The organism is Pseudomonas alcaligenes, assembly GCF_014490745.1.
Taxonomy (GTDB): domain Bacteria; phylum Pseudomonadota; class Gammaproteobacteria; order Pseudomonadales; family Pseudomonadaceae; genus Aquipseudomonas; species Aquipseudomonas alcaligenes_C.
In genome coordinates this window covers 3,469,449-3,496,448 of sequence record NZ_LZEU01000001.1, presented here as the reverse complement: position 1 = coordinate 3,496,448, position 27,000 = coordinate 3,469,449, and the positions used below count along the sequence as shown (strand labels likewise).

Here is a 27,000-nt window from a genome sequence, read left to right as displayed (position 1 = left end):
CTGGCTTGGCCGGGCACGTCAAACCATGTCGATTGACGCTCTGCGGCAACGCTGGTACTAATTAAATTACAGTATTTACTGTAATTTAATGGAGATCTTATGCGGCTCGAATTAAAACAACACCTGGCGCTTTCCTCCTTCGTCCTGCTGGCCGGCATTGCCGGTTGCAGCCAGACGCCCGTGCCGGCCGGCGCCACGGGCGACAACACGGTCTACCTGAATGGTGAGATCTACACCCAGGATGCCCAGCGGCGTAAGGTCGAGGCGATTGCCGTCTCGAACGACAAGTTCGTCTATTCCGGTAGCCGCGAAGGCGCCGAGGCGTTCATTCAGCAGGGTTACCGGGTGGTCGATCTGGGCGGCAAGATGGTGCTGCCGGGCCTGCACGACAACCATATCCATGTGCTCGGCACCGTCGCTCTGGATGTCTGCGACCTCGACGGCAAGGCGGTGAACCTCGACCAGCTGGCCAGCAAGGTGAAGGAGTGCCTGCCGCGCTACGCCAGCGAGCCCGGCTCCTGGCTGAAGATCGAGCAGTGGGTGCCCTACGAGGGCAACGAGCCTACCGCCAGCTACAAGACCATTCGCCAGGCCCTGGATGCCGCTGCGCCGGGTCATCCGGTGGTGCTCTCCGGGGTCGACGGCCACGCCGGTGCCTACAACTCGCAGGCCCTGAGCATGGCTCAGGACGACAGCGGCAAGACCGTCGGTTTCACTGCCCAGACCCTGGGCAAGGGCGGTGTGTTCGCCGAGCTGGCGCCCTATGTCAGCCTGGATACCGGTGTGCTGCGCGATGCCGCCAAGGAGCGGATTCCGGCCGGCAGCTTCGACATGTTCGCCCAGCAAGTGGGCGACCCTAAGGGTGAAGCCATCTACGGTGCCATCCTGCCGGACGTCGCCAAGGTCATGGCGCAGAGCGGCATCACCAGCATCCAGGATGCCTGCACCAACGACTTCATCCGCGAGCAGATACTCAAGATGCAGCAGCAGAACCTGCTGAACATGCGGGTGACGCTCGCCACCTGCTTCATCGGCGACGACTATGCCGGCAAGGTGGATATCCCCGGTCACCTGAGCAAGGCCAAGGCGGTGCGTGAGGAGTTCGCCAACAATCCGCTGATCAAGGCCGACGCGGTGAAAATCTTCGCCGACGGCGTGCTCGAGGGCGACCCCTTCAGCCAGCCGCCGTTCACCCCCAACGCCGGCATGCTGCACAACTACCAGACGCCGCACCTCAAGCTCGACGAAGAAAGCGGTGCCGTCAGCGTGACCGCGGACAGCGAGGACTCGAAGAACAACGGCATCGTCAACTACAAGGAAGAGGACTTCAAAAACTACGCCAGCGCCCTGGATGCCGCCGGTTTCAGCATCCACGTGCACAGCGTCGGCGACCGCGCCACCCATGTCGCCATCGATGCCCTGCAGGCCGCTCGCCAGCGCAATGGCGATCGGCATATCCCGCACACCATCGCCCACCTGCAAGTGGTGCACCCGGACGACCAGAAGCGCCTGGGCGAGCTGGGCGTGTACCTCACGTACACCTATGCCTGGATCAACCAGCAGCCGGAGTACGACATGCTGATCACCCCGTTCCTGGAGAAGAGCCACAAGGGCCAGGCGATCGACGACCTGCTCTACAACCCGAACAACTACAGCTGGAATGCCATCTACCCGGTGGGCAACACGGCCAAGGCCGGCGCGGTACTGGTGGCTGGCAGCGATGCGCCGGTCGATTCCCGTGATCCGCGGCCGTTCATGAACATCGCGGCCGGGATTACCCGTGCCATCCCCGGCAAGCCGGCCTACAACGCCAAGCAGGGCGCCACGCTGGAGCAGATGCTGGATGCCTACACCATCAACGGGGCGCGGGCGGTACGCCAGGACAAGCTCATCGGCTCGATCGAGCCGGGCAAGTCGGCCGACTTCATCGTGCTCGACCGCAACCTGTTCGACCTGGTCAAGCAGGGCGAACCGGCGAAGATCGCCGACACCCAGGTGCTGCAGACCGTGTTCCGCGGCAAGACGGTGTACAGCCAGCTATAAAGCGCGGGGCTGAACGGGAAGGGCCGCTTGCGGCCCTTTTCTTTGCCTAGCGGTACAGCTTGTGCAGCAACGCCAGGAGCTGCTCGCGCTCTTCGGGCGCGAGCGCTGCAGTGGAGTCCAGATCGCTTTGCGCGGCGATTTCCTTGAGCTGCCTGAGCAGTTGCTCGCCGCTCTTGCTGAGGAACAGGCCGTAGGAGCGCTTGTCCGGGTTGCTGCGGATGCGCATGGCCAGTCCGCGACTTTCCAGCTTGTTGATCATCAGTACCGCCTGTGGCGGTTCGATGGCCAATGCCTTGGCCAGGTCGGCCTGCATCAGCCCCGGCGACTGCTCGATGATGCTCAGCGCGGTGAACTGCGCCGGGCGGATGTCGTGTTCCTCCAGCCGCTGGCTGAGGTGCTGGGTGAGCGTCATCTGCACGCGGCGCATCACATAGCCGACCAGGTTGTTCAGCGCGCTGTCGAGCGGCTCCGTGGCAGGCGGAGCGGGGAGGGGCTTGGGCTTGCGCGGCATGGGGCAATCCTGTGGGAATCCATTTGATTAATTATTGTAATGAATGGCGTGAGCCATGCCCAGCCTCGACCTCCTAATCGGCAGGGCTTACAGGTTTTTATTGCTAATTTTCGCCGTTTTTTGCCGTTTCATGTGTTCGGTTCCCTGTGTGTAGGGCGGCTTGTTTCTGCTCTGGTTGGCTATTTTTGGGAAAATAGTTAATTGACATAACTAATTTGTCCGCATAGCTTTGCAGCACTCCACAGACAGATGAGGCGTGTGACATGAGTAGCTATGAAGGCCGTTGGCAAACCGTGAAGGTCGAGCTGGAGGCGGGTATCGCCTGGGTGACGCTCAATCGTCCGGAGAAGCGCAATGCCATGAGCCCGACCCTCAACCGCGAGATGGTTGAGGTGCTGGAAACCCTGGAGCAGGATGCCGAGGCGCGTGTGCTGGTGCTGACCGGTGCCGGCGAGTCGTGGACGGCCGGGATGGATCTCAAGGAGTACTTCCGCGAAATCGACGCCGGCCCGGAAATCCTCCAGGAGAAGATCCGCCGCGAGGCTTCGCAATGGCAGTGGAAGCTGCTGCGCATGTACACCAAGCCGACCATCGCCATGGTCAACGGCTGGTGCTTCGGTGGTGGTTTCAGCCCGCTGGTGGCCTGCGACCTGGCGATCTGCGCCGACGAGGCGACCTTCGGCCTGTCCGAGATCAACTGGGGCATCCCGCCGGGCAACCTGGTGAGCAAGGCCATGGCCGACACCTGCGGCCATCGTGAGTCGCTGTACTACATCATGACCGGCAAGACCTTCGGTGGGCAGAAGGCCGCGGCCATGGGCCTGGTCAACCAGAGCGTGCCGCTGGCGCAGCTGCGTGAAACCACCATCGAGCTGGCCAACAACCTGCTGGAGAAGAACCCGGTGGTGCTGCGCGCGGCGAAGATCGGTTTCAAGCGCTGCCGCGAGCTGACCTGGGAGCAGAACGAGGATTACCTGTACGCCAAGCTCGACCAGTCGCGCCTGCTCGACACCGAAGGTGGCCGCGAGCAGGGCATGAAGCAGTTCCTCGACGACAAGAGCATCAAGCCCGGTCTGCAGGCCTACAAGCGCTGAGCCTTAGGGCTGGGCCGCGGGCCTAGCCCTCAACCTTTTTATCCGAGGTGTTCCATGTTCGACGTGCCCTTGCTGATCGCCGGCCAGGCCCGCCCGGCTGCCGATGGCCGTACTTTCGAGCGGCGTAGTCCTTTCACCAACGAGGTGGTGGCGCGGGTGGCCGCCGCCACCCTGGAGGATGCCGATGCGGCGGTGGCCGCGGCCCAGGCGGCGTTTCCCGCCTGGGCCGCGCTGGCGCCCGGCGAGCGCCGCCTGCGCCTGCTCAAGGCCGCCGAGCTGATGGAGGCGCGTGCGCCCGAGTTCATGGGCGCTGCCAGCGAAACCGGCGCAGCGGCCAACTGGTACGGCTTCAACGTGCAGCTGGCGGCCGGCATGCTGCGCGAGGCGGCGGCGATGACCACGCAGATTCTCGGCGAGGTGATTCCGTCCAACGTGCCCGGCAGTTTCGCCATGGGCCTGCGCCAGCCGTGCGGCGTGGTGCTCGGCATTGCACCGTGGAACGCCCCGGTGATCCTTGGCGTGCGCGCCCTGGCGATGCCGCTGGCCTGCGGCAATACCGTGGTGCTGAAAGCCTCGGAGCTGAGTCCCTGCACCCATCGCCTGATCGGCCAGGTGCTGCACGAGGCCGGGCTGGGCGACGGCGTGGTCAACGTGATCAGCAATGCGCCGGAGGATGCGCCAGCCATAGTCGCGCGGCTGATCGCCAACCCGGCGGTACGGCGGGTCAACTTCACCGGCTCCACCCATGTCGGGCGCATCGTCGGCGAGCTGGCCGCGCGCCACCTCAAGCCGGCGTTGCTGGAGCTGGGCGGCAAGGCGCCGCTGCTGGTGCTGGACGATGCCGACCTGGATGCGGCGGTGGATGCCGCGGTGTTCGGCGCCTACTTCAACCAGGGGCAGATCTGCATGTCCACCGAGCGCCTGATCGTCGATGCCAAGGTCGCCGATGCCTTCGTGCTCAAGCTGGCCTTCCGTGTCGCCAGGCTGCGCGCCGGCAACCCGCAGGACGGTGATGCGCAGCTGGGCTCGCTGATCGATGCGGCGGCCGGGCAGCGCATCCAGGCACTGGTGGACGATGCGCTCGCCCATGGCGCCTGCCTGGTTTCCGGCGGCGGCCTGGAGGGCAGCATCATGCAGCCGGTGCTGCTCGACGAGGTGACTTCGGCGATGCGCCTGTACCGCGAGGAGTCCTTCGGCCCGGTGGCCGTGGTACTGCGCGGCGAGGGCGACGAGGAACTGCTGCGCCTGGCCAACGACTCGGAGTTCGGCCTGTCGGCGGCGATCTTCAGTCGCGACGTGTCGCGGGCGCTGGCCCTGGCCCAGCGGGTCGAGTCCGGCATCTGCCACATCAACGGGCCGACCGTGCACGACGAAGCGCAGATGCCTTTCGGCGGGGTCAAGTCCAGCGGCTATGGCAGCTTCGGCAGCCGCGCCTCGATCGAGCACTTCACCCAGTTGCGCTGGGTCACGGTACAGAACGGGCCGCGCCACTACCCGATCTGATGCCGTGCAGTGGGGCGCCGCATGGCGCCCGGCTGGTCGTGAGCAGACGCGAAGAACAAGAACAATCCGTGCCCGGCAGCGAATCCGAGGATTCGTCCGCTGGCGCCGCAAGAGAGGAAGGCGAAGTGAATGTTGAATCCATGGCGCAGCGGCCGCAGCCGGTGCGCTATCGCCAGGTCGCCATCGGCCAGCCCGCGGTAATTGTCACCCCCGGTGCCGATGGGGTGGTTTATCTGCGTGCCGAGGAGCCCCTGCAGGCCGCACCCGAGCGCCTGCTCGATCGCCTGTTGCACTGGGCCGAGCTGAGGCCGGAGGCGACCCTGGTCGCCGAGCGGGCAGCCGATGGCAGCTGGCGGCGCATCAGTTACCGGCAGATGCTGGCCAATGTGCGCAACCTGGCCCAGGCCCTGCTGGGCTACGGCCTGTGCGCCGAGCGGCCGCTGGTGATCCTCTCGGGCAACGACCTGGAGCACCTGCAGCTGGCCTTTGCTGCCCTGTATGCGGGGATTCCCTATTGCCCGGTGTCGCCGGCCTACGCGCTGCTGTCGCAGGATCTGGCCAAGCTGCGGCACATCTTCGAGCTGCTGCAGCCGGGACTGATCTTCGCCGCCGATGCCCAGCCGTTCGGACGTGCCATCGAGGCCCTGAGCCCGGCCGCTACCCCGCTGATCTTCACTCGCGGCGAGCTGCCGGGGCGTGCCAGCGTGACCTTCGCCAGCCTGCTGGCGCAGCCGGGCGATTGCGCACAGGCCGACCGCGCCTTTGCCGCGACCAATGCCGGCAGCCTCGCCAAGTTTCTCTTCACCTCCGGTTCGACCAAGCTGCCCAAGGCCGTGCCGACCACCCAGGGCATGCTCTGCGCCAACCAGCAGATGCTCCTGCAGACCTTTCCCGAGTTCGCCATCGAGCCGCCGGTGCTGGTCGACTGGCTGCCGTGGAACCATACCTTCGGCGGCAGCCACAACGTCGGCATCGTGCTGTACAACGGCGGCAGCCTGTACCTCGACGGCGGCAAGCCGACGCCGCAGGGCATGGCCGAGACTCTGCGCAACCTCAAGGACATCTCGCCCACTGCCTACCTCACCGTGCCCAAGGGCTGGGAAGAACTGGTGGGCGCGCTGGAGCACGACGCCGAGCTGCGCGACAGCTTCTTCGCCCGCATCAAGCTGTTCTTCTTCGCCGCTGCCGGGCTGTCGCAGAGCGTCTGGGATCGTCTCGACCGGATCGCCGAGCAGCACTGCGGCGAGCGCATCCGCATGATGGCCGGCCTGGGCATGACCGAAGCCTCACCGTCCTGCACCTTCACCACCGGGCCGCTGTCGATGGCCGGCTATATCGGCCTGCCGGCACCGGGCTGCGAGGTCAAGCTGGTGCCGCTCGATGGCAAGCTGGAAGGGCGCTTCCGCGGCCCGCACATCATGGCCGGCTACTGGCGTTCGCCGCAGCAGACCGCCGAGGCCTTCGACGCAGAGGGCTTCTACCGCTCTGGCGACGCGCTGAAGTTTGCCGATGCCCAGCAGCCGCAACTGGGGCTGATGTTCGACGGGCGTATCGCCGAAGACTTCAAGTTGTCTTCCGGGGTGTTCGTCAGCGTCGGCCCGCTGCGCAACCGGGTGGTGCTCGATGGCGCGCCCTATGTGCAGGATGTGGTGGTGGCGGCGCCGGAGCGCGATTGCCTGGGGCTGCTGGTGTTCCCGCGCCTGGCCGAATGCCGTGCGCTGGCTGCCCTGGCGGCAGACGCCAGTGTGGCCCAGGTGCTGGCCAGTACGGCCGTGCGCGCCTGGTTCGCGGCCTGGCTGCAGCGCCTGAACAGCGCCGCCACCGGCAGCGCCAATCGCCTGGAGTGGCTGTGCTTGCTGGCCGAGCCGCCGTCCATCGATGCCGGCGAGATCACCGACAAGGGTTCGCTCAACCAGCGCGCGGTGCTGCAGCGGCGCGCCGAGCTGATCGAGGCGTTGTATGGCGGTCAGGAGCCGCAGCTGGTGCGCTACGAGCCGCCGGCCTGAGCACGGCCTTCGGGTTGCCTGCGGCAGCCGTCGTCGCGGTGTGTTCTGCGTTGTTACTACAAGAATAAAATCGAGGATTCCATGACCAGTTCATCTGCTTCCCAGCGCAGTTCACTGCGCACGATCGGGCTCTGTTTCATCGTTGCGTTGCTCGAAGGCCTGGATCTGCAGGCCACCGGTGTTGCCGCGCCGCATCTGCTGCGCGAGTTCGCCCTGAACCCGGCCACGCTGGGCTGGGTATTCACCGCCGGGCTGATCGGCCTGCTGCCTGGCGCGGTGCTGGGCGGCTGGCTGGCCGACCGCTACGGACGCAAGCGCGTGCTGATCGCCGCAGTCATCCTGTTCGGCCTGTTTTCCCTGCTCACTGCCCACAGCGCCAGCTACGAGCAACTGCTCGCGGCGCGCCTGGTCACCGGGCTGGGCATGGGCGCGGCGCTGCCGATCCTGATTGCCCTGTCGTCGGAAGTGGCCAGCGCCGAGCTGCGCAACATGGCGGTCAGCCTGACCTATTGCGGAGTGCCGCTGGGTGGTGCCTTTGCCGCGCTGATTGGCATGTTCTCGGTGGGCGGCGAGTGGCGCGCGGTGTTCTATGTGGGCGGCGTGACGCCGCTGCTGATCGCCGCGCTGCTGGTGCTGTGGCTGCCGGAGTCGCGGGTCTACCGCGGTGTGGCGCTGCCGCTGGGAGAAAGTACGCGGGCGCTGCTCGGCCGGCAGCGCGGCCTGGTCACCCTGCTGCTGTGGTGCAGCTGTTTCTGCACCCTGACCATCCTCTACATGCTGCTCAACTGGCTGCCCACCCTGCTGATCGAGCGGGGCCTGAGCCGCCTGGATACCTCGGCGATCCAGGTCATGTTCAACCTCGGAGGGGGCGCCGGTTCGTTGCTGGCCGGACGCCTGATGGACAAGGGCAAGTCCTTGCTGGCGGTACTGCTGGCCTATCCGGGGATGTTTGTCGCGCTGGCGGCGTTGGCTACGGTTGAGCAGCTGCGCTGGTTCTATCTGGCCGGCATGGCGGCAGGTGCCTGCGCGGTGGGCGGCCAGCTGATTCTCTATGCCCTGGCGCCGCGCATCTATCCGGCGGATGTGCGCGCGACCGGCGTGGGTGTGGCGGTGGCGGTAGGGCGCCTGGGCTCGATGAGCGGGCCACTGCTGGCCGGCCAGCTGCTGGCTGCCGGGGCCGGGGTGAGCGGCCTGCTGTTGGCGGTTTCGCCGCTGGTGGCGATTGCCGCATGCAGTGCCGGGGCCTTGCTCGGCCGCCGCGGCGAAAGCGTGGCGGCGGCCTCCGCGTAAGAGTGTCTACCCCTGCCGGGCAGGGGCGGCGTTCGGGCTTACTTAGGGGCTTTGGTGGTACGCAGGTAGGGCAGCTTGATCTCGATGTTGCCGTACTTCTCGCGGGCCTGCTCGTCGTTGAGGGCGAGGGCGACTATGACGTCCTGGCCGGCCGTCCAGTTGGCCGGGGTGGCCAGTGGTACGTTGTAGGTCAGCTGCAGGGCATCCAGGGCGCGCAGCACTTCGGCGAAGTTGCGCCCGACCGACATGGGGTAGGTCATCGACAGCTTGAGCTTCTTGTCCGGCCCGATGATGAACACCGAGCGCACGGTGGCGGTATCGGCAGCGGTACGGCCATCGGGCAGGTAGGCCTCGGCGGGCAGCATGTCGAAGGCCTTGGACACAGCCAGGCCTTCATCGGCAATGATCGGGAAGCTGGCCTGGGCGCCGCACAGGCCCTCGATATCGCCTTTCCATTTCTTGTGCGCATCCACTCCGTCCACCGATACGCCGATCACCTTGGTGCCGCGCTTCTGCCACTCGGCGGCCAGCTGGGCCACGGCACCGAATTCGGTGGTGCACACCGGGGTGAAGTCCTTGGGGTGGGAGAACAGGATGGCCCAGTCATTGCCTATCCAGTCGTGGAAGCGGATAGCGCCCTGATCGGTGTCGGCGCTGAAGTCGGGAACGAGGTCGTTGATGCGCAGTGCCATGGTTGTGTCCTCCTGGAGCGGGGTGAGTCGCGAACCTGCAACAGCCTAGCCGGGATTTGCCCGCGGAGCCTGCGCCTGCGCTGCCGAAGGCTCTGGCTAGGGCGCTGCGGCGAGAAATATCTACTACATTGAGGCACGTGGTGTCGGCCTCCCGCCGTGCCGGACTCGATACCGAGCTGGTGCATTGATCACGCCCGCGCGCTGAGCCGCCAGCAGTCGCGGCCGTGCGACTGCGTGGAGGCGCTGGCGCCGCTGATGATGGAACTGCTGGCCTGTGCACCACGGATCCTGCAGCCGCAGCACTACCGCAGCGATGCCGGGCATTACACGCGCAACCTGATCTACCGGGCCGAGGACGACGGTCTGTCGCTCTATGCCCTGGTCTGGCAACGGGCTGCGGTGTGCCGCCCGGAGCCTGGCCGACGTCAACGGCTTCAGTGCCCTGACTTGGTGCACAATAGGCCGCCAGGCGCAGCGCCGACTGCGCATGCAGGCCCAGACCCAGTTGCTTAATGCTGTGAAACGAGGATCGACATGAAAGCCGATTTTGAGACAAGCGATGCCCTTGCATTCCGGGCACCGCGCGATGAAGCGCTTGGTAGCTGCACCCTGCAGCAGGAGGTGACGGCATGATCGAGGTCACCGAAGTTTCCATTGCCGAGCTGCGCGCCGCACTCGAAGCCGGCCGCACCACCGCAGTCGAACTGGTGCAGGCCTACCTGGCCCGCATCGATGCCTATGACGGCCCGCAAACCGCTACCCGGCTCAACGCCGTGGTGGTGCGCAACCCCGAGGCGCTGCAGGAGGCCGAGGCTTCCGATGCCCGTCGCGCCCGTGGCGAGACCCTCGGCCCGCTGGATGGCATTCCCTACACGGCCAAGGACAGCTACCTGGTCAAGGGCCTCACCGCCGCTTCCGGCAGCCCGGCCTTCAAGGATCTGGTCGCCCAGCGCGATGCCTTCACTGTCGAGCGCCTGCGCGCCGCCGGTGCCATCTGCCTGGGCAAGACCAATATGCCGCCCATGGCCAACGGTGGCATGCAGCGTGGCGTCTACGGCCGTGCGGAAAGCCCGTACAACGCCGCCTACCTGACCGCGCCCTTTGCCTCGGGCTCGTCCAATGGTGCCGGTACGGCCACTGCGGCCAGTTTCTCTGCCTTCGGCCTGGCCGAGGAAACCTGGTCGAGCGGCCGCGGCCCGGCCTCCAACAACGGCCTGTGCGCCTACACGCCGTCGCGCGGGGTGATCTCGGTGCGCGGCAACTGGCCGCTGACCCCGACCATGGACGTGGTGGTGCCCTACGCGCGCACCATGGCCGACCTGCTGGAAGTGCTCGACGTGGTGGTGGCCGACGACCCGGAAACCCGTGGCGACCTCTGGCGCCTGCAGCCCTGGGTGCCGATTCCCAAAGCTTCCGCCGTGCGTCCGGCGTCCTACCTGGAACTCGCCGCCGGCAGCGATGCGCTCAAGGGCAAGCGCCTCGGCGTGCCGCGCATGTTCATCAACAAGGATGAGCTGGCCGGTACCAGCGAGAAGCCTGGCATTGGCGGCCCGACCGGCCAGCGCATCCATACCCGCGCCTCGGTCATCGCCCTCTGGGAAGCGGCTCGCAAGGCCCTGGAAGACGCCGGTGCGCAAGTCATCGAAGTGGACTTCCCGCTGGTGTCCAACTGCGAGGGCGACCGCCCCGGCGCGTCGACCGTGTTCAACCGCGGCATCGTCAGCCCGGAATTCCTCCACGACGAATTGTGGGAGCTCAGCGGCTGGGCCTTCGACGAATTCCTGCGCGCCAACGACGATCCCAAGCTGAATCGGCTAGCCGATGTGGATGGCTCGCAGATCTTCCCGCACGATCCGGGAACCTTGCCGAACCGTGAGGACGACCTGGCAGCCGGCATGGACGAGTACGTCAACATGGCCAAGCGCGGCATCAAGTCCTGGGATCAGATCGCTACGGTGCCCGACGGCCTGCGCGGTCTGGAGCAGACCCGCAAGCTCGACCTGGAGGACTGGATGGATCGGCAGGGGCTCGACGCCGTGCTGTTCCCCACCGTCGCCGACGTCGGCCCGGCGGACGCCGATATCAATCCGCAGTCGGCGGATATCGCCTGGAGCAACGGCATCTGGGTGGCCAACGGCAACCTTGCCATCCGCCACCTGGGCGTGCCCACGGTCACCGTGCCGATGGGGGTGATGGCCGATATCGGCATGCCGGTGGGCCTGACCTTTGCCGGTCGCGCCTACGACGACTCGGTGCTGCTGCGCCTGGCGGCGGCGTTCGAAGCCTGCGGCAGCAAGCGCCTGATCCCGCCGCGGACACCGGCACTGACCCGCGGCTGATGCCGTAGCGCTGGATGAGACAGCCCCGGGCAAGCCGGGGCTGTCGTACTGCAGGCCTTAGCGCCAGAACGGCTTGTTCACTTCCTCGAGACGCTCGCAGGCACTGATGCCGATATCGCTCAGCTGGCGCTGATCCAGTTGGGCGAGCTGGCGGCGGGTGCGTGCGCGCTGCTGCCACAGCAGCAGGGTCGCCAGAATGCGCAGGGGCCAGGCGCTGGCAACGGGCTGCTGAACGAAGTCGTCGGGTTTGCTGGTGAGTGTGCGTTCCATGGCGGCAGTTCCTCCCGCAGAGACGGGGTGGTTTATGGCTGTCCATGGTGGGGCCGTGCAACGCAGTGGGGCAGTCACAGCAGGATTCAATTGTGCTGTAGCACTTTCGCTATTTTTCAAACTGTACCTGTGGCGCTCGCCTGCAGCTGTGTTGCTGTCGGGCGCGTACAGCAGCTGCTGTACCGGCATGGCCTGGAGGCTGCGCCAACTCAGGCAATGGCGAGATAGTCAGTTGGATTGGGTAACTTTTATTAAGTGTAAATAATCGCTGATAGTTGTTCTTGGTGTGCGTTCTTGTTTGCCTGGATAATTGTTTTTGGTGTGTTGATCTGTTGGTTTTTTAGTTGTGCTGTTTGATGTCTTTGATTGTCTTTTGCTGCTGTTTTTAAGTGTGCTTGAAGTTTGCTTTTAATATTTTTATTTGCTGTTTTTTATGGGCGCATGCTTGCGCTGGGAAATGGCATTTCTTGTCTGCTTGTACAGCTTTGTCCCGTCTAGAGTGGGCCTGGTGATGGCATAAGGCCTGCGCGCGGTGGGCGCGCTAATGACCCGCTGTTCCTTATAGCGAAAGGAAATTGAATGCTGGGGTTTGGCTTTTAGTTACCGCTGATGGCTAATTGATGGCGAGCGCTATGGTGCGAATTAATACGTGGCTTAGTTCGAAAAAATTAGCCGGATGAGATTGGCGTTTGCTTGAGTAGCAACTATAGATTCAAGAGTCCTTCGGGCCTGGCAGGGGAACTTTCAACAAGGCTGCCGTGGCCATCAACAGTTTCCGGGCTGTGAGCATTCCGGATGCAGTCGCGTTGCGTGTGTGGCAGGCAGCAGTCAGTGCTGGCCGCTGAAGGGAATCAGCCATCCGCCGATCGCGGTTTCATCCAGCAAGGAGGCTCAGTCATGCCTGCTCAACTCAGCTATCCCGGCGTTTATATCGAAGAACTGCCCAGTGGCGTGCGCACCATCAGCGGTGTCGCCACCTCGGTGGCGGCCTTTGTCGGTGCCGCGCCGCGCGGGCCGATCAACCGCGCCGTGCGCCTGTTCGGCTTTGCCGATTACGAACGCCGTTTTGGCGGCCTGGCTGCCGACTCCGAAATGGGTTACGCCGTGCGCCAGTTCTTCCAGAACGGCGGTACCGAGGCCTATGCCGTGCGCATCGTCAAGGACGCCACCACGGCAGAGGCGACCCTGACCAATGGCGCGGCGGTGGCGGTCAACGTGCTCAAGGTCGAGGCGCTGGACGCCGGCTCCTCGGGCAATGGCATCGAGGTGCGCGTCGACCACCTCACCAGCAACCCCGGCAGCACCTTCAACATCGCCTTCATCCGCGCCGCCGACAACAGCGCCGAGCTGTTCGAGAACCTCTCGCTCAACTCGGCCGACAGCCGCTACGCGCTGGATCTGGTCAACGGCGTATCGCAACTGGTCAAGCTGACCCGCCTGCCCAACCAGGCGGCGCTGGACGCCCTGGCCAAGGGCTCGTCGGTCAGCGCCACGTTGCCCGACCCGCTGACCCTGCTGGACGCCAACCACAACGAGTTGCGGATCAGCGCCAACGGCCTGCCGCCGGTCAAGGTGGTGATCGCCATTCCGGCCGATATCGGTGCCGGTACGGTCAACCAGAAACTCGACAACCTGTGTGCCGCCATCCAGGCCAAGGTGCGCGCCCAGGCCAACAGCCAGGCGGCCTATGGCAGTTTCATCTGCGAGCGGATTCCCTCGACCCAGACGATTCGCTGCCTGTCCGGCGTGGCCGGCGAGTTCTCCAGCGTGCGCGTGCTGCCCGGGCAGAAGAACAACGCCAGCACGGTGCTGAAGCTGGGCAGCGATGCCGGCGGCATCGAGACCGACGGCGTCGCCGCGATCCGGCCCAAGCCGGTGCCCGATCCGGCGATCCTGACTAGTGCGGTGTTCGCCGCCGCCGACCTCAACAGCCGCCCGGACGCCACCCACACCAGCCTGCGCATCAGTATCGATGGCTATGGCCCGGACGTCGTCAGCCTGGGTGATACGGCGGCGCTGGGCGCCGATCTGGAGGCCAAGCTGGGCGATGTCGCCAGCCGCCTGCAGGCGGCGGTACGCGCGCTGAAGCCGAGCGTGGCCGCCTACAAGTTCTTCACCGCCAGCGTGCGCGAGGCCAACAAGCTGGTGCTGGCCACCGGCAGCCAGGGCGGCAGTGCGAGCATTGCGCTGAGCGCCGCACCGCTCAACAGCATCGCCGACGACCTGCACCTGCTGGCGGGCTCGACCACCTCGCAGCCGGTCAACCTGACCCTGCAGGGCGGTACGGAAACCCCCTATGGCGCGGCCGACCTGTACCCGGCCTTCATTGCCGATCGCGCCACCCGCAAGGGGCTGTATGCCCTGGAGGCGGTGGATCTGTTCAACATCCTGTGCCTGCCCGGGGTCACCGATACCGGCGTGCTGATGGATGCCGCGGCCTACTGCGAGGAGCGCCGGACCTTCTTCGTCATCGATGCGCCGCCGAGCGCGCTGGATCCCGCGCAGATGGTCGCCGCGGCATCCGGCACGGCGCTGCCCAAGTCCGACCATGCGGCGGTCTACTACCCCTGGATCTACATCGCCGACCCGCTGAAGAACGGCAAACTGCGCCTGAGTGCCCCCAGCGGCACCATCGCCGGGCTCTATGCGCGCACCGACGGCGACCGCGGCGTATGGAAGGCGCCGGCCGGCACCGAGGCCAGCCTGGTGGGCGTGCAGCAGCTCAGCTATGCGCTGAACGATGGCGAGAACGGTGCCCTCAACCCGCTGGGGGTCAACTGCCTGCGCAACTTCCCGGTATACGGCGCGGTGTCCTGGGGCGCGCGCACCCTACGTGGCGCCGACCAGATGACCTCCGAGTACAAGTACGTGCCGGTACGGCGCCTGGCTTTGTTCCTTGAGGAGAGCCTGTACCGCGGCACCCAGTGGGTGGTCTTCGAACCCAACGACGAGCCGCTGTGGGCGCAGATCCGCCTCAACCTCGGCGCCTTCATGAACAGCCTGTTCCGCCAGGGCGCCTTCCAGGGCAAGACCCCGCGCGAGGCCTACCTGGTCAAGTGCGACCGCGAGACCACCACCCAGGACGACATCAACCGCGGGGTGGTCAACATCCTGGTGGCTTTCGCTCCGCTCAAGCCGGCGGAGTTCGTGGTGATCAAGATCCAGCAGCTCGCCGGACAGATTCAGGTGTGATCAGGGATGCCGCGCCCGGTCGGGCGCGGTGATCGATTTCGCGCCGGTTGCCGAGTGGCACACCGGTTCAGCAGGGAGTCCAGGAAATGGCCCAGTTTACCGTCAATGCCCAGCGCTTCGATCCGTACAAGAACTTCAAATTCCGCGTGAAATGGGATGGCCGCTACGTGGCTGGCATCAGCAAGGTGTCCGCTCTCAAGCGCACCACCGAGGTGGTCAAGCACCGCGATGGCGGCGACCCCAGCAGCAGCCGCAAATCGCCGGGGCGCACCGAGTTCGAGGCCATCACCCTGGAGCGCGGGGTGACCCATGACAGCGACTTCGAGAAGTGGGCGAACAAGGTGTGGAACTTCGCCTCCGGCCTGGGCGCGGAAGTCTCGCTCAAGGATTTTCGCAAGGATCTGATCATCGAGTTGTACAACGAGGCCGGCCAGCTGGCCCTGAGCTACAAGGTGTTCCGCTGCTGGGTCAGCGAGTTCCAGTCGCTGCCCGATCTGGACGCCAACGCCAATGCCGTGGCCATTGCCCGCATCAAGCTGGAGAACGAGGGCTGGGAGCGCGACTACGAAGTGGCCGAACCGTCCGAGCCGAGCTTTACCGAACCCAGCTAGTGCAGGGGTTCGCCGGTGCAGTAGCGCGGCGCCGCTGAGGCGCCAGGGTTCGCAGGGAGAGCGTTCAGCGTGGCCACACTCGATACCATTACCTGGTTGCACAGCTGGGAAAGCAGCCGTGCCTTGCCCGCGGCCCTGCAGCCCTGCGCCGTGCTGGCGCCCCTGCTGGACGAGGGCCAGGCGGCGGCCGAGCGATTGCCGCTGGGTCAGCGCGATGCCGCTCTGCTGGATGTCTACGGCGCCTTGTTCGGCAACCAGCTGCAGGCCGTGGCCCGTTGCCCGCACTGTGGCGAACGCCTCGAACTGGAGCTGGACAGCCGCAGCCTGCGCCTGCCCAGCCCGGCACTGCCCGCACAGCTGAGCCTGGAATGGCAGGGCTACCACGTCGCCTACCGCCTGCCGGACAGTCGCGACCTGGCCGGCGCCGCCCAGGCCGGCTCACCAGGCCAGGCGCGCACCCTGCTGCTGCAACGCTGCGTGCTGCAGCTGCTGCATGGGCAGACGCCGGTAGTGCCGGAGCAATGCCCCGAAGCCCTGTTCGAGGCCCTGGCCGAAGCCATGGCGGCGGCCGATCCACAGGCGCTGACCGAACTGGCCCTGAGCTGCCCGGCCTGCGCCGGGCAGTGGCAGGAGTGCTTCGACATCGGCGCCTTTCTACTTGAACGCCTGGGCGACTGGGCCGAGCGCCAGTTCGACCAGGTGCATCTGCTGGCCCAGGCCTATGGCTGGAGCGAAGCGCAGATTCTCGCCCTCAGCCCGGCGCGCCGCGCCCGTTACCTGAGCCGGGTGCTGGCATGAGCGACTTCCTCAGCCAGCTGGCGCGCCGCGCCCTGCAACCCGCGGCCATCCATCCGCGCCTGCCGTCGCGCTTCGAGAGCGCCGCGCTGCCGGCCGGCGAGCCGGTGTTGGGCGAGCCGGGCGAGGCCCCCTCGCCAGCGGACAACCCTGCGCCCAGGGGGCCGGCCAGCCCGCCGCTGCAGTGGCAGGAGCCGGTCGTGACGCCGCCGTCGCGATCCGTGCTCAGCGCCGCCGCACTGCCGCCAGCACCGCTCGAAGCCGGCCCGGCCGTACGCCCGGCAGCCGTAGCGGAGCCCGAGTCCCAGCAACCGCTGCCGTCGCTGCGCGAGACGCAGGCACCTGTCGTCGTCCGGATTCCGGTGGAACCCTTGTCAGCCGTGCAGCCTGCATTGCCGGTGGACTCTGTGGTGGCGCCGGCACTTCGGTTGGCGGCCGAGCCGGGCGTCACGCCGCGGCACGAGGCGCTGCCGCTGCGTCCAGCCGAACGGCCGGAACAGCAGGCCCTGAGCCGCGAACGCATCGAGCGCCAGGTCGAGCGCCTGCTTCCGGACGAGCCCGCCGTGCGCAGTGTTCAGCCGGCGCCCTCGGCCGTAGCCGCCCAGGCACCGACCGTGCAGCCGCAGAACTTCACGGCGCCGCCGCGGGTGGAGATCAGCATCGGTCGCATCGAGGTGCTGCCGGCGTCCACCCCGGCTGCGCCGGCACCTGTTGCCGAGGCTCCACGGCGGGCGCCGGCGCAGAGCCTGGAAGCCTATCTGCAGGAACGCAGCAGGCCCGAGCAGGGCCGGGGAGGGCGCGGATGAGCACGGCCCTGGGCATCGCCGCCACCGCCGCGGTATTGCAGCAACTGCTGCAGAACGGCTTCGTCGCGCTCAAGCTGGATGACGTGCTGAGCGCCACCACGTTGAACGTCACCTGCATCCCGCCCGAGCGCATCGCCGCGGATGCCGGCGACAGCCAGCTCAACCTGTTCCTCTACAACCAGACGCGCAACCCCGGCTGGGTCAACCTCGACCTGCCCAGCCGCGACGCGCGCGGCGAGCGCACGGCCAACCCGGCGCTGGCCCTGGATCTGCACTTCCTGGTGTCGGCCTACGGGGCCAAGGACTTCCATGCCGAGGTGCTGCTCGGCGCTGCCATGCAGATTCTCCACGACACTCCCGGCCTCGGTCGCGCGGCCATCCGCGAGGCGCTGAAGCCGGGGCCGGGCAAGACCAACCTGCCCAAGGAGCTGGAGCTGGCCGGGCTCGCCGAGCAGATCGAGCAGCTGCGCATCACCCCGCTCAACCACACCACCGACGAGGTCTCGCGCATCTGGAGCGCCCTGCAGACCCCGGCGCGGCCCAGCGCTGCCTACATGGTCAGCGTGCTGCTGCAACAGTCGCAGAAGAGCCAGCGGCCCAGCTTGCCGGTGCTGGCGCGCAATCTCTACGTGGTGCCCCTGCGCGCGCCGCGGCTGGATCGCGTCGAGGCCGTCGCGGGCGCCAGCGCGCCGATCCTGCCAAGTGCCGGGGTGCGCGTCAGCGGCGCCAACCTGGCCGCGCAGTCGCTCAGCCTGCTGGTCAATGGCGAGGACTTCGCCGCCGCGGTGCAGCAGCTGGAGCAGGGCGAGCTGAGCTTCACCTTCAACCTGCCGGCGCCACCGGGCATTCCCGAGAGCCTGCGCGCCGGGGTGTGCACCCTGCAGCTGGTGCATCCGCAACATATGGGCACGCCGCCACAGCCCCATGGCGGCCAGGAGTCCAACCTGGCGGCCTTCGTGCTCAACCCCGAGGCCACTTTCAGCGTCGAGCCCGGCGTCACCAGCACCCTGGTGGATGGCGTCACCTACTGCAGCGGTGCGGTGCGCATCGGCTGCGTGCCGCGGGTCGGCAGCCGCCAGCGCGTGCGCCTGCTGCTCAACGAGAAGAACCCGCCGGCCGGGCGTCCGGCCCGGGCCTACAGTTTCAGCGCCAGTGACGGCAACGGCATCCTCGCGCCGGCCGAGAGCACGGCCGAGGTGGTGGTCGAGTTTCGCCACGTGGCCCAGGGCAGCTACCTGGCACGGGTGCAGGTGGACGCCGGGATCAGCCCGCTGCTGCTCGGTACCGATGGCCGCTTCAGCGGGCCGGAGCTGACGCCATGAGCGCGCGGCGCGATGTGGCGGCCAACCGCCGCCTGCTCGGCCAGGCCCTGGACGCCTTCGCCGCGTACCTGGGGCAGAGCCTGGCCGGCGAGCCGACGCCGCTCGGCACCTACCTGCAGGCGCCGCCGGCCCTGGCCAGCCTGGCCGAGCGCCTGGGGCTCAACCGCTTCGAGCAGGACGTGCTGTTGCTGCTGGTGGCGCAGGAGCTGGACGCGCGCTTCCGTACCCTGCTGGCCCAGGCTCAGGGCGACGAGAACAAGCCCTGGCTGAGCTTCGACCTGGCCCTGGCCCTGCTGCCCGAGCCGGACTGGGCTGCGGTGACCCCGGTCGGGCGCCTGCGCCGCTGGCACCTGCTGGAGCTGAGCGGCGCCGGCGGGCCGTTGTCGGCGCGCCTGGTGGTGGACGAAGGCATCCTCCACCAGGTGCTCGGCCTGAGTTATCCGGATCCGCGCCTGGAGCCCTGGTTCCGCCCGCAGGAGGTACCCGCGAGCACGCCGTTCGATGCCGAAATCGGGCGTCTCGCTGCGCACTGGCAGGGCGCGCCGAACCTGGCGGCGGCGCCGATCGCACGTTTCGAGGCGGGCGATGGCGAGGCTTTCGCTCGTGCCCTGGCGGCGCAGCTGGAGCTGCGCCTGTACCGCCTGCACGATGGCCAGTTGCCGAGCACGCAGCAGGAGCGCGAGCAGCTGGCCCGCCTGTGGGAGCGCGAGGCGCTGCTGCGTGGGGCGCTGCTGTGGGTCGAACTGGAGCGTCCGGAGCCTGCCGCGGCGCAGCGCCTGGGCGAATTCCTCGAGCGCCTGCAGGGCCTGATCCTGCTCAGCGGCGAGGGCTCGCTGCGCCTGCGTCGCAACCTGTGGCGGGTGGACTGGCGCGGCGGCGATGTGCACAGCCGCCTGCAGCTCTGGCAGCAGGCGCTGGGCGAGCAGGCCGCCGGCCTCAACGGTCGCCTGGGCGGCCTGGCCGAACAGTTCCAGCTACCGGCGGCCACCATAGTGCGGCTGGCCCAGAGCTGGCGCGCAGGGGCGCAGGCGGACGCCGAGCAACTGTGGACGGCCTGCCGCCTGGAGGCGCGGCGCGACCTCGAGCAGTTGGCCCAGCGGGTGGAAAGCCATGCCGGCTGGGACGACCTGGTACTGCCCGACGCCGCCCTGGCCAGCCTGCGCAGCATTGCCGCCCAGGTGCGCCAGCGCACCCGGGTCTACCGCGAGTGGGGCTTTGCCGAGCGCAGCAGTCGCGGCCTGGGCATCAGCGCCCTGTTCGCCGGCGGCAGCGGCACCGGCAAGACCCTGGCCGCCGAAGTGCTGGCCAACGAGCTGCAGCTGGATCTGTACCGCATCGACCTGGCCGCCATGGTCAGCAAGTACATCGGCGAGACCGAGAAGAACCTGGCGCGGGTGTTCGACGTCGCCGAGCGTAGCGGAGCGATCCTGCTGTTCGACGAGGCCGATGCGCTGTTCGGCAAGCGCAGCGAGGTCAAGGACAGCCACGACCGCTACGCCAACCTGGAAGTCAGCTACCTGCTGCAGCGCATCGAAACCTACCGTGGCCTGGCGATCCTTACCAGCAACCTCAAGCAGGCCCTCGACAGCGCCTTCCAGCGCCGCCTGCGTTTCATCGTGCCGTTCCCGTTTCCCGATGCCGACGCCCGCGGTGCCATCTGGGCGCGGGTGTTCCCAGGCAATACGCCCCTGGAGCAACTGGATCTGGGCAAGCTGGCGCGCCTGTCGCTGTCCGGCGGGCATATCCGCAACCTGGCGCTGAACGCCGCCTTCCTGGCTGCCGACGAGGACTGCGCGATTGCCATGCGCCACCTGCGCAGCGCCGCCGAGAGCGAGTTCGCCAAGCTGGAAAAACCGCTGTCCGCCGCCGATGTGGGGGACTGGACATGAAAGCGCCGTCGCCTGCCGCCGCACCGAGCCTGTCGCTGCATATCGGTAGCCTGGCCCTGCCGGGCTACTCGCCGCGCGACGGTGCGCGCCTGGCCGGCTCCTTCGAACGCGAGCTGGGCCGCCTGCTGACGCTGCAGGCGCTGCCGGCACAAGGCTTCCAGGCCGACTGCCTGCAACTGCCGGCGTTGCGCCGCCAGGCCGGCGAGCGCCCGGAACTGACCGGGCGACGCCTGGCCCGGCTGATCGCCGAGCAGTTGCGGGACTGACCGCTATGGCCGAACGCGCCCTCAATCACACTCCTGAGCGCGAGCCGCCAGCCTCCAGGGCGGCTGCGCGCAGCCTGCTGCTGCAACGCAAGTGCGCCTGTGGCGGCACTGCAGGTGGCAGCGGCGAGTGCGAGACCTGTGCGGCCAAATCCACCTTGCAACGGCACAGCCATGGCACGGTGCAACCGCTGAATGGCACGCCGGCCTCGGTCGGCGACACCCTGACCCGCCCCGGACGACCGCTGGATGCCGATACGCGCAGCTTCATGGAAGAGCGCTTCGGCAGTGATTTCGGCGCGGTGCGTATCCACGACGACAGCGCCGCCGCGGCCTCCGCCCGCGATGTCGATGCCCATGCCTACACGGTGGGCAACAACGTGGTGTTCGGCGCTGGCCAGTACCAGCCACACAGCGACAGCGGCCGCCACCTGCTCGCCCACGAACTGGCGCACACCGTGCAGCAACAGGGCCTGCAGCGCGCCGGGGTGAGCAATCTGGCCGATCAGGGGCCGGACTACCAACGGCTGGAGCGCGAGGCGGACTTCGCCGCCGACAGCGTGATGCGCGGCCAGCCGCTGGCCAGCGGCGTGCTCAGCCAGAGTGGCCCGCGTCTGTCGCGTCAGCCGGCGACTGCGGGTGGCCCGCCGCCAACGCCGGCAGTGGCGCCCACGACCGCCGCCGGGGCAACGCCCGCGGTGGCTGAGGGAAAAGAGAAAGACCCTCCGCCAGGGTTTACCGCCGAGTACGAGACCTCCACCTATAACCGCAGCTTCAGCCTGACCAGCAGCGAAGTACCAGTGCAGGTCACCGGCTCGGTGAGCAAGACCCAGGCCGATTACGAGGTGGAGAAACTGGTGCTGCCACCGCAGAAGGGGCCCTATGCGCTGGCCCATTGCAACAAGCCCTACCTGCCGCTGAAGGCGACGTTCGAATGGGCCGGTGGGGTGCCCAAGCCCTACAAGAACATTGCCCGCGATCCTACCGATACGCTGCAGCGCACTTGGCTGTCGAAATACGGCTACAAGCTGGGCAAGGACGCCCACGCGCGCTGGACGGAAGTGGGTGGCGAGGCGCAGTTTCCGAAGATTCCCACGGGCCCGACCTGCGAGATCGACCATGTCCAGGAACTGCAGGTGGGTGGCGACAACCAGAGCGACAATCTGCAAGTGCTGGACAAGGTAGACAACGGCTCCAGCGGCAACCTGATCCAGCAACAGCTGCGTTATCTGGCCACCGCCGCCTTCGACGATGCCAAGACGGCGCTGGGCAAGCGCCCCAAGCGCGTATCGCTGACCTTCAAGGGCGCGGTGATGCAGGGCACGGCCAGTTGTTCGTTGTGCTGTCAGCTCGGCAAACGCTTCAACGACCCGTCGATCACCGCCGCCACCGGCGCGGTGCTGGTGGACTACGAGCTGCTGGTGCTGGGTAATCCGGTCAAGCTCAAGCTGCCGGCGGACAAAAGCAAGTCGATTCCCCTGGCTGGCTCGCCCTATACCGAGAATCAGGCGGCGGCAAAGGTCATCAAGGGACTGACCCTGACCTCTTTCGAGCGCGACAAGTCGGGCAAGGGCCGCGACAAGATCCGCGCCAGCATCGATGGCGAGATCATGAACCTCAAGCCCAACAAGGGCGCCGACCTGATGATGGGCATTGGCCCGGATCGCGCGCTGCTGCTGCCCAAGGGCAAGCCGGCCGCGCCGATCAAGTTCGAGTACACCAAGCTCAGCCCCGGCCAGTTCACCAGTTTCAGCGCCGATGCCAACGGCATAGTCGCCGAGGGCACGATCAAACCGAGCATCCCGCTGCTGCCGACGCTCACCGTGGCCATGGATGCCAACAGCTTCCGCGTCACCAAGAGCATCGATAAGGACAAGATCAAGCCGCCGTTCCCTGGGGTGAAGGTCACCGAGGCGAGCATCGCCCTGGAGTTGGCGCCGACCTTCAAACCGGTGGGCACCCTGGGCTTCGAATTCGGTGGTGCCAAGAAGTTGGCCGACCTCAAGCTCACCGCTTCCGCCGATGCGGCCGGGCTGGTGCTCAAGGGAGACCTGTTCGTCTACCTGCCGGGGGTGGATCAGGCCAAGGGCGAAGTGAAATACCAGGGCGGCGAGTGGAGCGGCGGGGCGCACATCGAATCCAGTCAGATGAAGCTGCCCTACGTGAAGAGCGGCGCCGTCGACGTGTTCTTCAAGGCCGGCAAGATCGACGCCAGTGGCAAGGTCAATCTGGATCTTCCCGGCGGCAACGAGGCGAGCCTGGAGCTCAACTACACCAAGAGCAAATGGGTGTTCCAGGGGCGCGGCAAGATCAAGGTCAAGAGCCCTTACCTAAAACCTATCGAGGCCAGCCTGTGGTACGACGGCGAGCTGTTCGTGGCCAAGGGTAAGGCCGGCTTCGCCTTCTCCGGGCTGGATGGCACGGTGGATGCCACCTACGAGAACAAGGAAGGTAAGGAGAAGATCTACGGCAAGGGTGACATCAAGATCGAGAAGGGCCGGGCCAAGGGCAATATCGTCGTCGAGCTGCACCCCAACGAGAAGATCACCGGCAAGGGCAAGCTGTCCTACGAAATCAAGAAGGATCTGGTAGCCACCGCCGGCATCACCGTGGACGAGAACCAGAAGATCACCTTCGACGGCGAGCTGAGCTTCCCCGACATCCAGCTGTTTCGCCGCTTCCCCGAGAAGGAAGAGGACAACACCATCTTCAAGGCCTCGGGCAGCATCCCGATTCCCGGCGCTTCCATCGGCCCCATCGGCCTCAAGGTCAAGCTGTGGGGCAGTCTCGGTTACTACTACTACGTCGGCCCCGGCGTGCTCACCGGGGTCAAGGCCTCGGTGCGCTTCAGCCCGTTCGAGGACAACCCCGACTTCAGCTTCAACCTCAAGGCCAAGGCCAGTATTCCGGCCGGCGGCGGTATCCGCGGCAAGGTCGGCGCCGATGTGGTGATCGACGCCTACATCGCCGAGGTCGGTGGCGGCCTCAACGTCGAGGTCAGTGCCGGTCTGGAGGGCAAGGCCGAGCTGGGCGGCGAGATCGCCTACGCCAAGGACAAGTTCAGCGTCGACGCCAGCGCCTACATCGGCGCCAGCATCGTCCTGGCCGCCAAGCTCAATGCACGGGTGTATGCCGAGGCCGGGGTGTGGAAGTTCAAGGTACGCACCGAGAAAACCTGGGAACTGCTCGGCGGCAAGTTCGACACCGGCCTCAGCCTGGGTGTGCGCATGCCGCTGCACTACGACAGTGTCGACGGTTTCCGTATGCCCAAGCTGTCCGACATCAAACCGGAACCGGCGGAACTCAGCCTCAGCCCCAGCGACATGCTGGGCAACCTGTTCGGCAAGGCCAAGACCGAGGAGCGTGAGACATGACCGGTTTCAGCCAATCGCCCAAGGTACTCAAGGGCGGCATCATCCTCATCGACCCCGCCAGCGGCGCGGTGCAGCGGGTGATCGCCCTGCAGTACAACCCGGACAGCCTGAGCCGCAGCCTGCAGCCGCAGAGCGTCGGCGGCAGCGCGGCGCTGAGCGAGCCGCTGCGCCTCAAGGGGCCGCCGATCGAAACCATCAAGCTGGACGCCGAGATCGATGCCACCGACCAGCTGGAATTCCCCGATCAGCACCGTACGGCCGTGGAGGTGGGCCTGCACCCGCAGCTGGCTGCCCTGGAGACCATCGTCTACCCGGACAGCGGCGCGCTGATTCGCAACAACCAGCTGGCCAATGCCGGCACCCTGGAGATAGTCCCGGTGCAGGCACCGCTGCCGCTGTTCGTGTGGAGCCGCTCGCGGGTGGTGCCGGTGCGCATCACCGACTTCGCCATAGTCGAGGAAGCCTTCGACGCCAGCCTCAATCCGATTCGCGCGCGCATCAGCCTCGGCATGCGCGTGCTCAACGTCAACGACCTCGGCTTCGGCGACAAGGGCGGGCATCTGTACATGGCCTACCACCAGAGCCGCGAACGCCTGGCGGCCAGAGCCTCCAGCTCGACCCTGGCCAGTCTGGGCCTGGGCAGCCTGTTCTGAACCGATGAATCCTTGCCAAGGAGTGTGCCATGAGCATTGATCGCTTCCCCCCCAACAGCCGCTACCACGGCAGCGAGACGGCCGAGCGGGTCACCCCCGAGGGACGCCGCGTGGTGTTCCTGCGCCGGCGCTTCGTGCCCGACCCAGGGCGCTTCGTCACCCTGCAGGAATACCGCATCGTCGAGGGCGACCGCATCGACCGCATGGCCGCCGCCGTGCTCGGCGATCCCGAGCAGTTCTGGCGCCTGCCGGATGCCAATGGCAGCCTCAGCCCCGGCGAGCTGGAGGAGGTCGGGCGGCGCATTCGCCTGACCCTGCCCGAGGGCATGGCGGGGCTCGGCGATGCTTAAGGGCCTGCACCTGTCGCTGCTGGTCGGCCCGGCCATTCCGGTGCCGGTGCCCAAGCCGGTGATGGATGCCCTGCAGAGCGTCCAGGTGACCTCGGCCGCCGGTTCGCGCAGCGGCTTCCAGATCAGCTTCGCGCTGGCCAACAATTCGCCGCTGCACACCCTGCTGGTGCTCACCGGCGGCCAGGTGCCCTGGCTGCGGGTGCTGATCGTGGTGACCATCAATAGCCTGCCGACGGTGATGATGGACGGCCTGATCACCAAGCAGGAAGTCAGCGGCTCCAACGAGCCGGGGCAGAGCACCCTGACCATTACCGGCGAGGATCTGTCGGCGGCCATGGATCAGCAGGAGTTCAACGGCATTCCCTATCCGGCCATGCCGGCCCCGGCGCGGGTGGCGCTGATCATCGCCAAGTACGCGATGTTCGGCATGATCCCCCTGGTGATCCCGCAGATCTTCACCGATGTGCCGATCCCGGTGGACAAGATCCCCACCCACGAAGGCACCGACCTGGCCTATATCCAGCAGCTGGCGAAAGACGCCGGCTATGTGTTCTACGTCGAGCCCGGCCCGCTGCCGGGGATGAACACCGCCTACTGGGGGCCGGAGATCAAGCTCGGCGTGCCGCAGCCGGCGCTCAACCTGGGCATGGATGCGCACAGCAACGTCGAGACGCTGTCCTTCGCGGTGGACAACACCAAGTCGTCGCTGCCGATCGTGTTCATCCAGAACCAGCTGACCAAGTTTCCCATCCCGTTGCCGATCCCCGACATCAGCCTGGCCAACCCGCCACTGGGGGCGCTGCCACCGCTGCCGAAGTCGATCACCCTGATGAAGGAGACGGCCAAGATGTCGCCCATGGCCGCCCTGTCCAAGGGCCTGGCGGCGGCCGCCAGCTCCGCCGACGTGGTTACCGCCAGCGGCTCGCTGGACGTGCTGCGCTACGGCAACGTGCTCAAGGCCCGCCAGCTGGTGGGGGTGCGCGGGGCGGGGCCGGCGTTCGACGGCCTGTACTACATCAAGAGCGTCAGCAGCACGCTCAAGGCCGGCGAGTTCAAGCAGAACTTCACCCTGACCCGCAACGGCCTGATCTCCACTCTACCGAGGGTTCCCGTATGAGCGAGGGCAAGTTCTACGGCAAGTATCGCGGCGTGGTGCTGAACAACGTCGACCCGATGCAGATGGCGCGTATCCAGGTGCAGGTGCCGGATGTGCTCGGCATCGGCATGTCGAGCTGGGCGATGCCCTGCGTGCCCTTGGCCGGCAAGCAGAGCGGCACCTTCATGGTGCCGCAGATCGGCGCCGGGGTGTGGGTCGAGTTCGAGCAGGGCAACCAGGACTTCCCGATCTGGGTCGGCGGCTTCTGGGGCAGCGCCGCCGAGGTGCCGGCGCTGGCCCTGGCCGGCTTGCCGGTGTCGCCGAGCATCGTGCTGCAGACCGGCAGCCAGAACACCCTGATGCTCTCCGACCTGCCCGGGCCCACCGGCGGCATCCTGCTCAAGAGCACCAGCGGCGCGCTGATCTCGATCAACGAGGTGGGCATCACCATCAGCAACGGCCAGGGCGCCACCATCATGCTCAACGGCCCGGCGGTGAACATCAACCAGGGCGCGCTGACGGTGATCTGACCCCGGGGTGGGGCAGGGCGCAACAGGGACAGAGGGAGGAGTGCACATGCCAGGTTTTCTCTTGCACGTCGGCGCCACGGTGATGTGCGCCCATGGCGGCCAGGCCACGCCGACGGCGCCGTTTCCGCGGGTCACCTTGAGTGGCCAGCCGGTGACCACCCTGGCCGCGCCTTACGTGATCGCCGGCTGCAGCATGCCGCCGCCAAGCGCCGGCAACGGCCCCTGCGTCACCGGCCAGTGGTTGGTGGGGGCGACCCGGGTGTTCGCCGGCGGCCAGCCGGTGCTGCTGCAGAGCAGCACCTCGGTGTGCACGCCGACCGGCACGCCGATGCTGGTGAGCGTTACCCAGGTACGGGTTTCAGGAGTCTGAC

Annotated in this window: 22 protein-coding genes; 19 read left to right on the top strand and 3 right to left on the bottom strand. The window is 66.9% G+C overall.

Annotation, left to right across the window (positions count from 1 at the left end):
* Nucleotides 1-99 precede the first annotated feature (99 nt).
* Nucleotides 100-2,043 (top strand): amidohydrolase, encoded by a 1,944-nt coding sequence (locus A9179_RS15870; protein ID WP_187807186.1) that lies wholly within the window; start codon nt 100-102, stop codon nt 2,041-2,043.
* Nucleotides 2,044-2,089: 46 nt separating this feature from the next.
* Here the strand turns inward: A9179_RS15870 and A9179_RS15865 are convergent, their stop codons facing one another.
* The gene (locus tag A9179_RS15865) at nt 2,090-2,554 is read right to left on the bottom strand and encodes a MarR family winged helix-turn-helix transcriptional regulator (RefSeq protein WP_187807185.1); all 465 of its coding nucleotides are present in this window, start codon (nt 2,552-2,554) and stop codon (nt 2,090-2,092) included.
* A gap of 263 nt (nt 2,555-2,817) precedes the next feature.
* On the opposite strand from A9179_RS15865, the gene A9179_RS15860 reads away from it, so the two are divergent.
* The 4 genes from A9179_RS15860 (at nt 2,818) to mhpT (ending at nt 8,447) form a co-directional block, all read left to right on the top strand.
* A complete protein-coding gene (locus tag A9179_RS15860; RefSeq protein WP_187807184.1) occupies nt 2,818-3,648 on the top strand; it encodes a p-hydroxycinnamoyl CoA hydratase/lyase in 831 nt (276 codons plus the stop codon).
* Nucleotides 3,649-3,702: 54 nt separating this feature from the next.
* Nucleotides 3,703-5,151, top strand: a complete 1,449-nt coding sequence (locus A9179_RS15855; protein ID WP_187807183.1) for an aldehyde dehydrogenase — start codon at nt 3,703-3,705, stop codon at nt 5,149-5,151.
* Between the two features lie 140 nt (nt 5,152-5,291).
* On the top strand, nt 5,292-7,157 hold the full coding sequence (locus tag A9179_RS15850; RefSeq protein WP_187808608.1) for a feruloyl-CoA synthase: 1,866 nt from the start codon (nt 5,292-5,294) through the stop codon (nt 7,155-7,157).
* A gap of 81 nt (nt 7,158-7,238) precedes the next feature.
* The gene (gene mhpT / locus A9179_RS15845) at nt 7,239-8,447 is read left to right on the top strand and encodes a 3-(3-hydroxy-phenyl)propionate transporter MhpT (RefSeq protein ID WP_187807182.1); all 1,209 of its coding nucleotides are present in this window, start codon (nt 7,239-7,241) and stop codon (nt 8,445-8,447) included.
* Between the two features lie 38 nt (nt 8,448-8,485).
* Here the strand turns inward: mhpT and A9179_RS15840 are convergent, their stop codons facing one another.
* Nucleotides 8,486-9,139, bottom strand: coding sequence for a peroxiredoxin (locus tag A9179_RS15840; protein ID WP_187807181.1), 654 nt, complete (start codon nt 9,137-9,139; stop codon nt 8,486-8,488).
* Between the two features lie 629 nt (nt 9,140-9,768).
* On the opposite strand from A9179_RS15840, the gene A9179_RS15835 reads away from it, so the two are divergent.
* Complete coding sequence (locus A9179_RS15835) at nt 9,769-11,478, top strand: amidase (RefSeq protein ID WP_187807180.1); 1,710 nt, start codon at nt 9,769-9,771, stop codon at nt 11,476-11,478.
* Between the two features lie 57 nt (nt 11,479-11,535).
* Here A9179_RS15835 and A9179_RS15830 read toward each other — a convergent pair whose 3' ends face one another.
* Entirely contained in the window at nt 11,536-11,748 is a 213-nt protein-coding gene (locus A9179_RS15830) for a DUF1127 domain-containing protein (RefSeq protein WP_187807179.1), read from the bottom strand.
* 897 nt (nt 11,749-12,645) lie between these two features.
* On the opposite strand from A9179_RS15830, the gene A9179_RS15825 reads away from it, so the two are divergent.
* The 13 genes from A9179_RS15825 to A9179_RS15765 all read left to right on the top strand — a co-directional run bounded on the left by A9179_RS15825 (nt 12,646) and on the right by A9179_RS15765 (nt 26,999).
* Nucleotides 12,646-14,940: a phage tail sheath family protein gene (locus A9179_RS15825; RefSeq protein WP_187807178.1), complete on the top strand. Its 2,295-nt coding sequence runs from the start codon at nt 12,646-12,648 to the stop codon at nt 14,938-14,940.
* An 86-nt stretch (nt 14,941-15,026) separates the two neighbouring features.
* The gene (locus A9179_RS15820; protein ID WP_187807177.1) at nt 15,027-15,551 is read left to right on the top strand and encodes a phage tail protein; all 525 of its coding nucleotides are present in this window, start codon (nt 15,027-15,029) and stop codon (nt 15,549-15,551) included.
* A 69-nt stretch (nt 15,552-15,620) separates the two neighbouring features.
* Entirely contained in the window at nt 15,621-16,349 is a 729-nt protein-coding gene (locus A9179_RS15815; RefSeq protein WP_187807176.1) for a T4 family baseplate hub assembly chaperone, read from the top strand.
* The gene (locus A9179_RS15810) at nt 16,346-17,152 is read left to right on the top strand and encodes a hypothetical protein (RefSeq protein ID WP_187807175.1); all 807 of its coding nucleotides are present in this window, start codon (nt 16,346-16,348) and stop codon (nt 17,150-17,152) included. Before A9179_RS15815 ends, A9179_RS15810 begins: the two co-directional genes overlap by 4 nt.
* A complete protein-coding gene (locus A9179_RS15805; RefSeq protein ID WP_187807174.1) occupies nt 17,149-18,474 on the top strand; it encodes a Pvc16 family protein in 1,326 nt (441 codons plus the stop codon). The genes A9179_RS15810 and A9179_RS15805 overlap by 4 nt, the downstream gene beginning before the upstream one ends.
* The gene (locus tag A9179_RS15800) at nt 18,471-20,363 is read left to right on the top strand and encodes an ATP-binding protein (RefSeq protein ID WP_187807173.1); all 1,893 of its coding nucleotides are present in this window, start codon (nt 18,471-18,473) and stop codon (nt 20,361-20,363) included. Before A9179_RS15805 ends, A9179_RS15800 begins: the two co-directional genes overlap by 4 nt.
* On the top strand, nt 20,360-20,629 hold the full coding sequence (locus A9179_RS15795; protein WP_187807172.1) for a hypothetical protein: 270 nt from the start codon (nt 20,360-20,362) through the stop codon (nt 20,627-20,629). Before A9179_RS15800 ends, A9179_RS15795 begins: the two co-directional genes overlap by 4 nt.
* A gap of 5 nt (nt 20,630-20,634) precedes the next feature.
* Nucleotides 20,635-24,000, top strand: a complete 3,366-nt coding sequence (locus A9179_RS15790) for an eCIS core domain-containing protein (RefSeq protein ID WP_187807171.1) — start codon at nt 20,635-20,637, stop codon at nt 23,998-24,000.
* A complete protein-coding gene (locus A9179_RS15785; RefSeq protein WP_187807170.1) occupies nt 23,997-24,653 on the top strand; it encodes a hypothetical protein in 657 nt (218 codons plus the stop codon). Before A9179_RS15790 ends, A9179_RS15785 begins: the two co-directional genes overlap by 4 nt.
* A 29-nt stretch (nt 24,654-24,682) precedes the next feature.
* A complete protein-coding gene (locus A9179_RS15780) occupies nt 24,683-25,003 on the top strand; it encodes a LysM domain-containing protein (protein ID WP_187807169.1) in 321 nt (106 codons plus the stop codon).
* Nucleotides 24,996-26,120, top strand: coding sequence for a hypothetical protein (locus A9179_RS15775; RefSeq protein ID WP_187807168.1), 1,125 nt, complete (start codon nt 24,996-24,998; stop codon nt 26,118-26,120). Before A9179_RS15780 ends, A9179_RS15775 begins: the two co-directional genes overlap by 8 nt.
* Complete coding sequence (locus tag A9179_RS15770; RefSeq protein WP_187807167.1) at nt 26,117-26,629, top strand: phage baseplate assembly protein V; 513 nt, start codon at nt 26,117-26,119, stop codon at nt 26,627-26,629. The genes A9179_RS15775 and A9179_RS15770 overlap by 4 nt, the downstream gene beginning before the upstream one ends.
* Before the next feature lie 46 nt (nt 26,630-26,675).
* Complete coding sequence (locus tag A9179_RS15765; RefSeq protein ID WP_187807166.1) at nt 26,676-26,999, top strand: hypothetical protein; 324 nt, start codon at nt 26,676-26,678, stop codon at nt 26,997-26,999.
* Nucleotide 27,000: the final 1 nt, after the last annotated feature.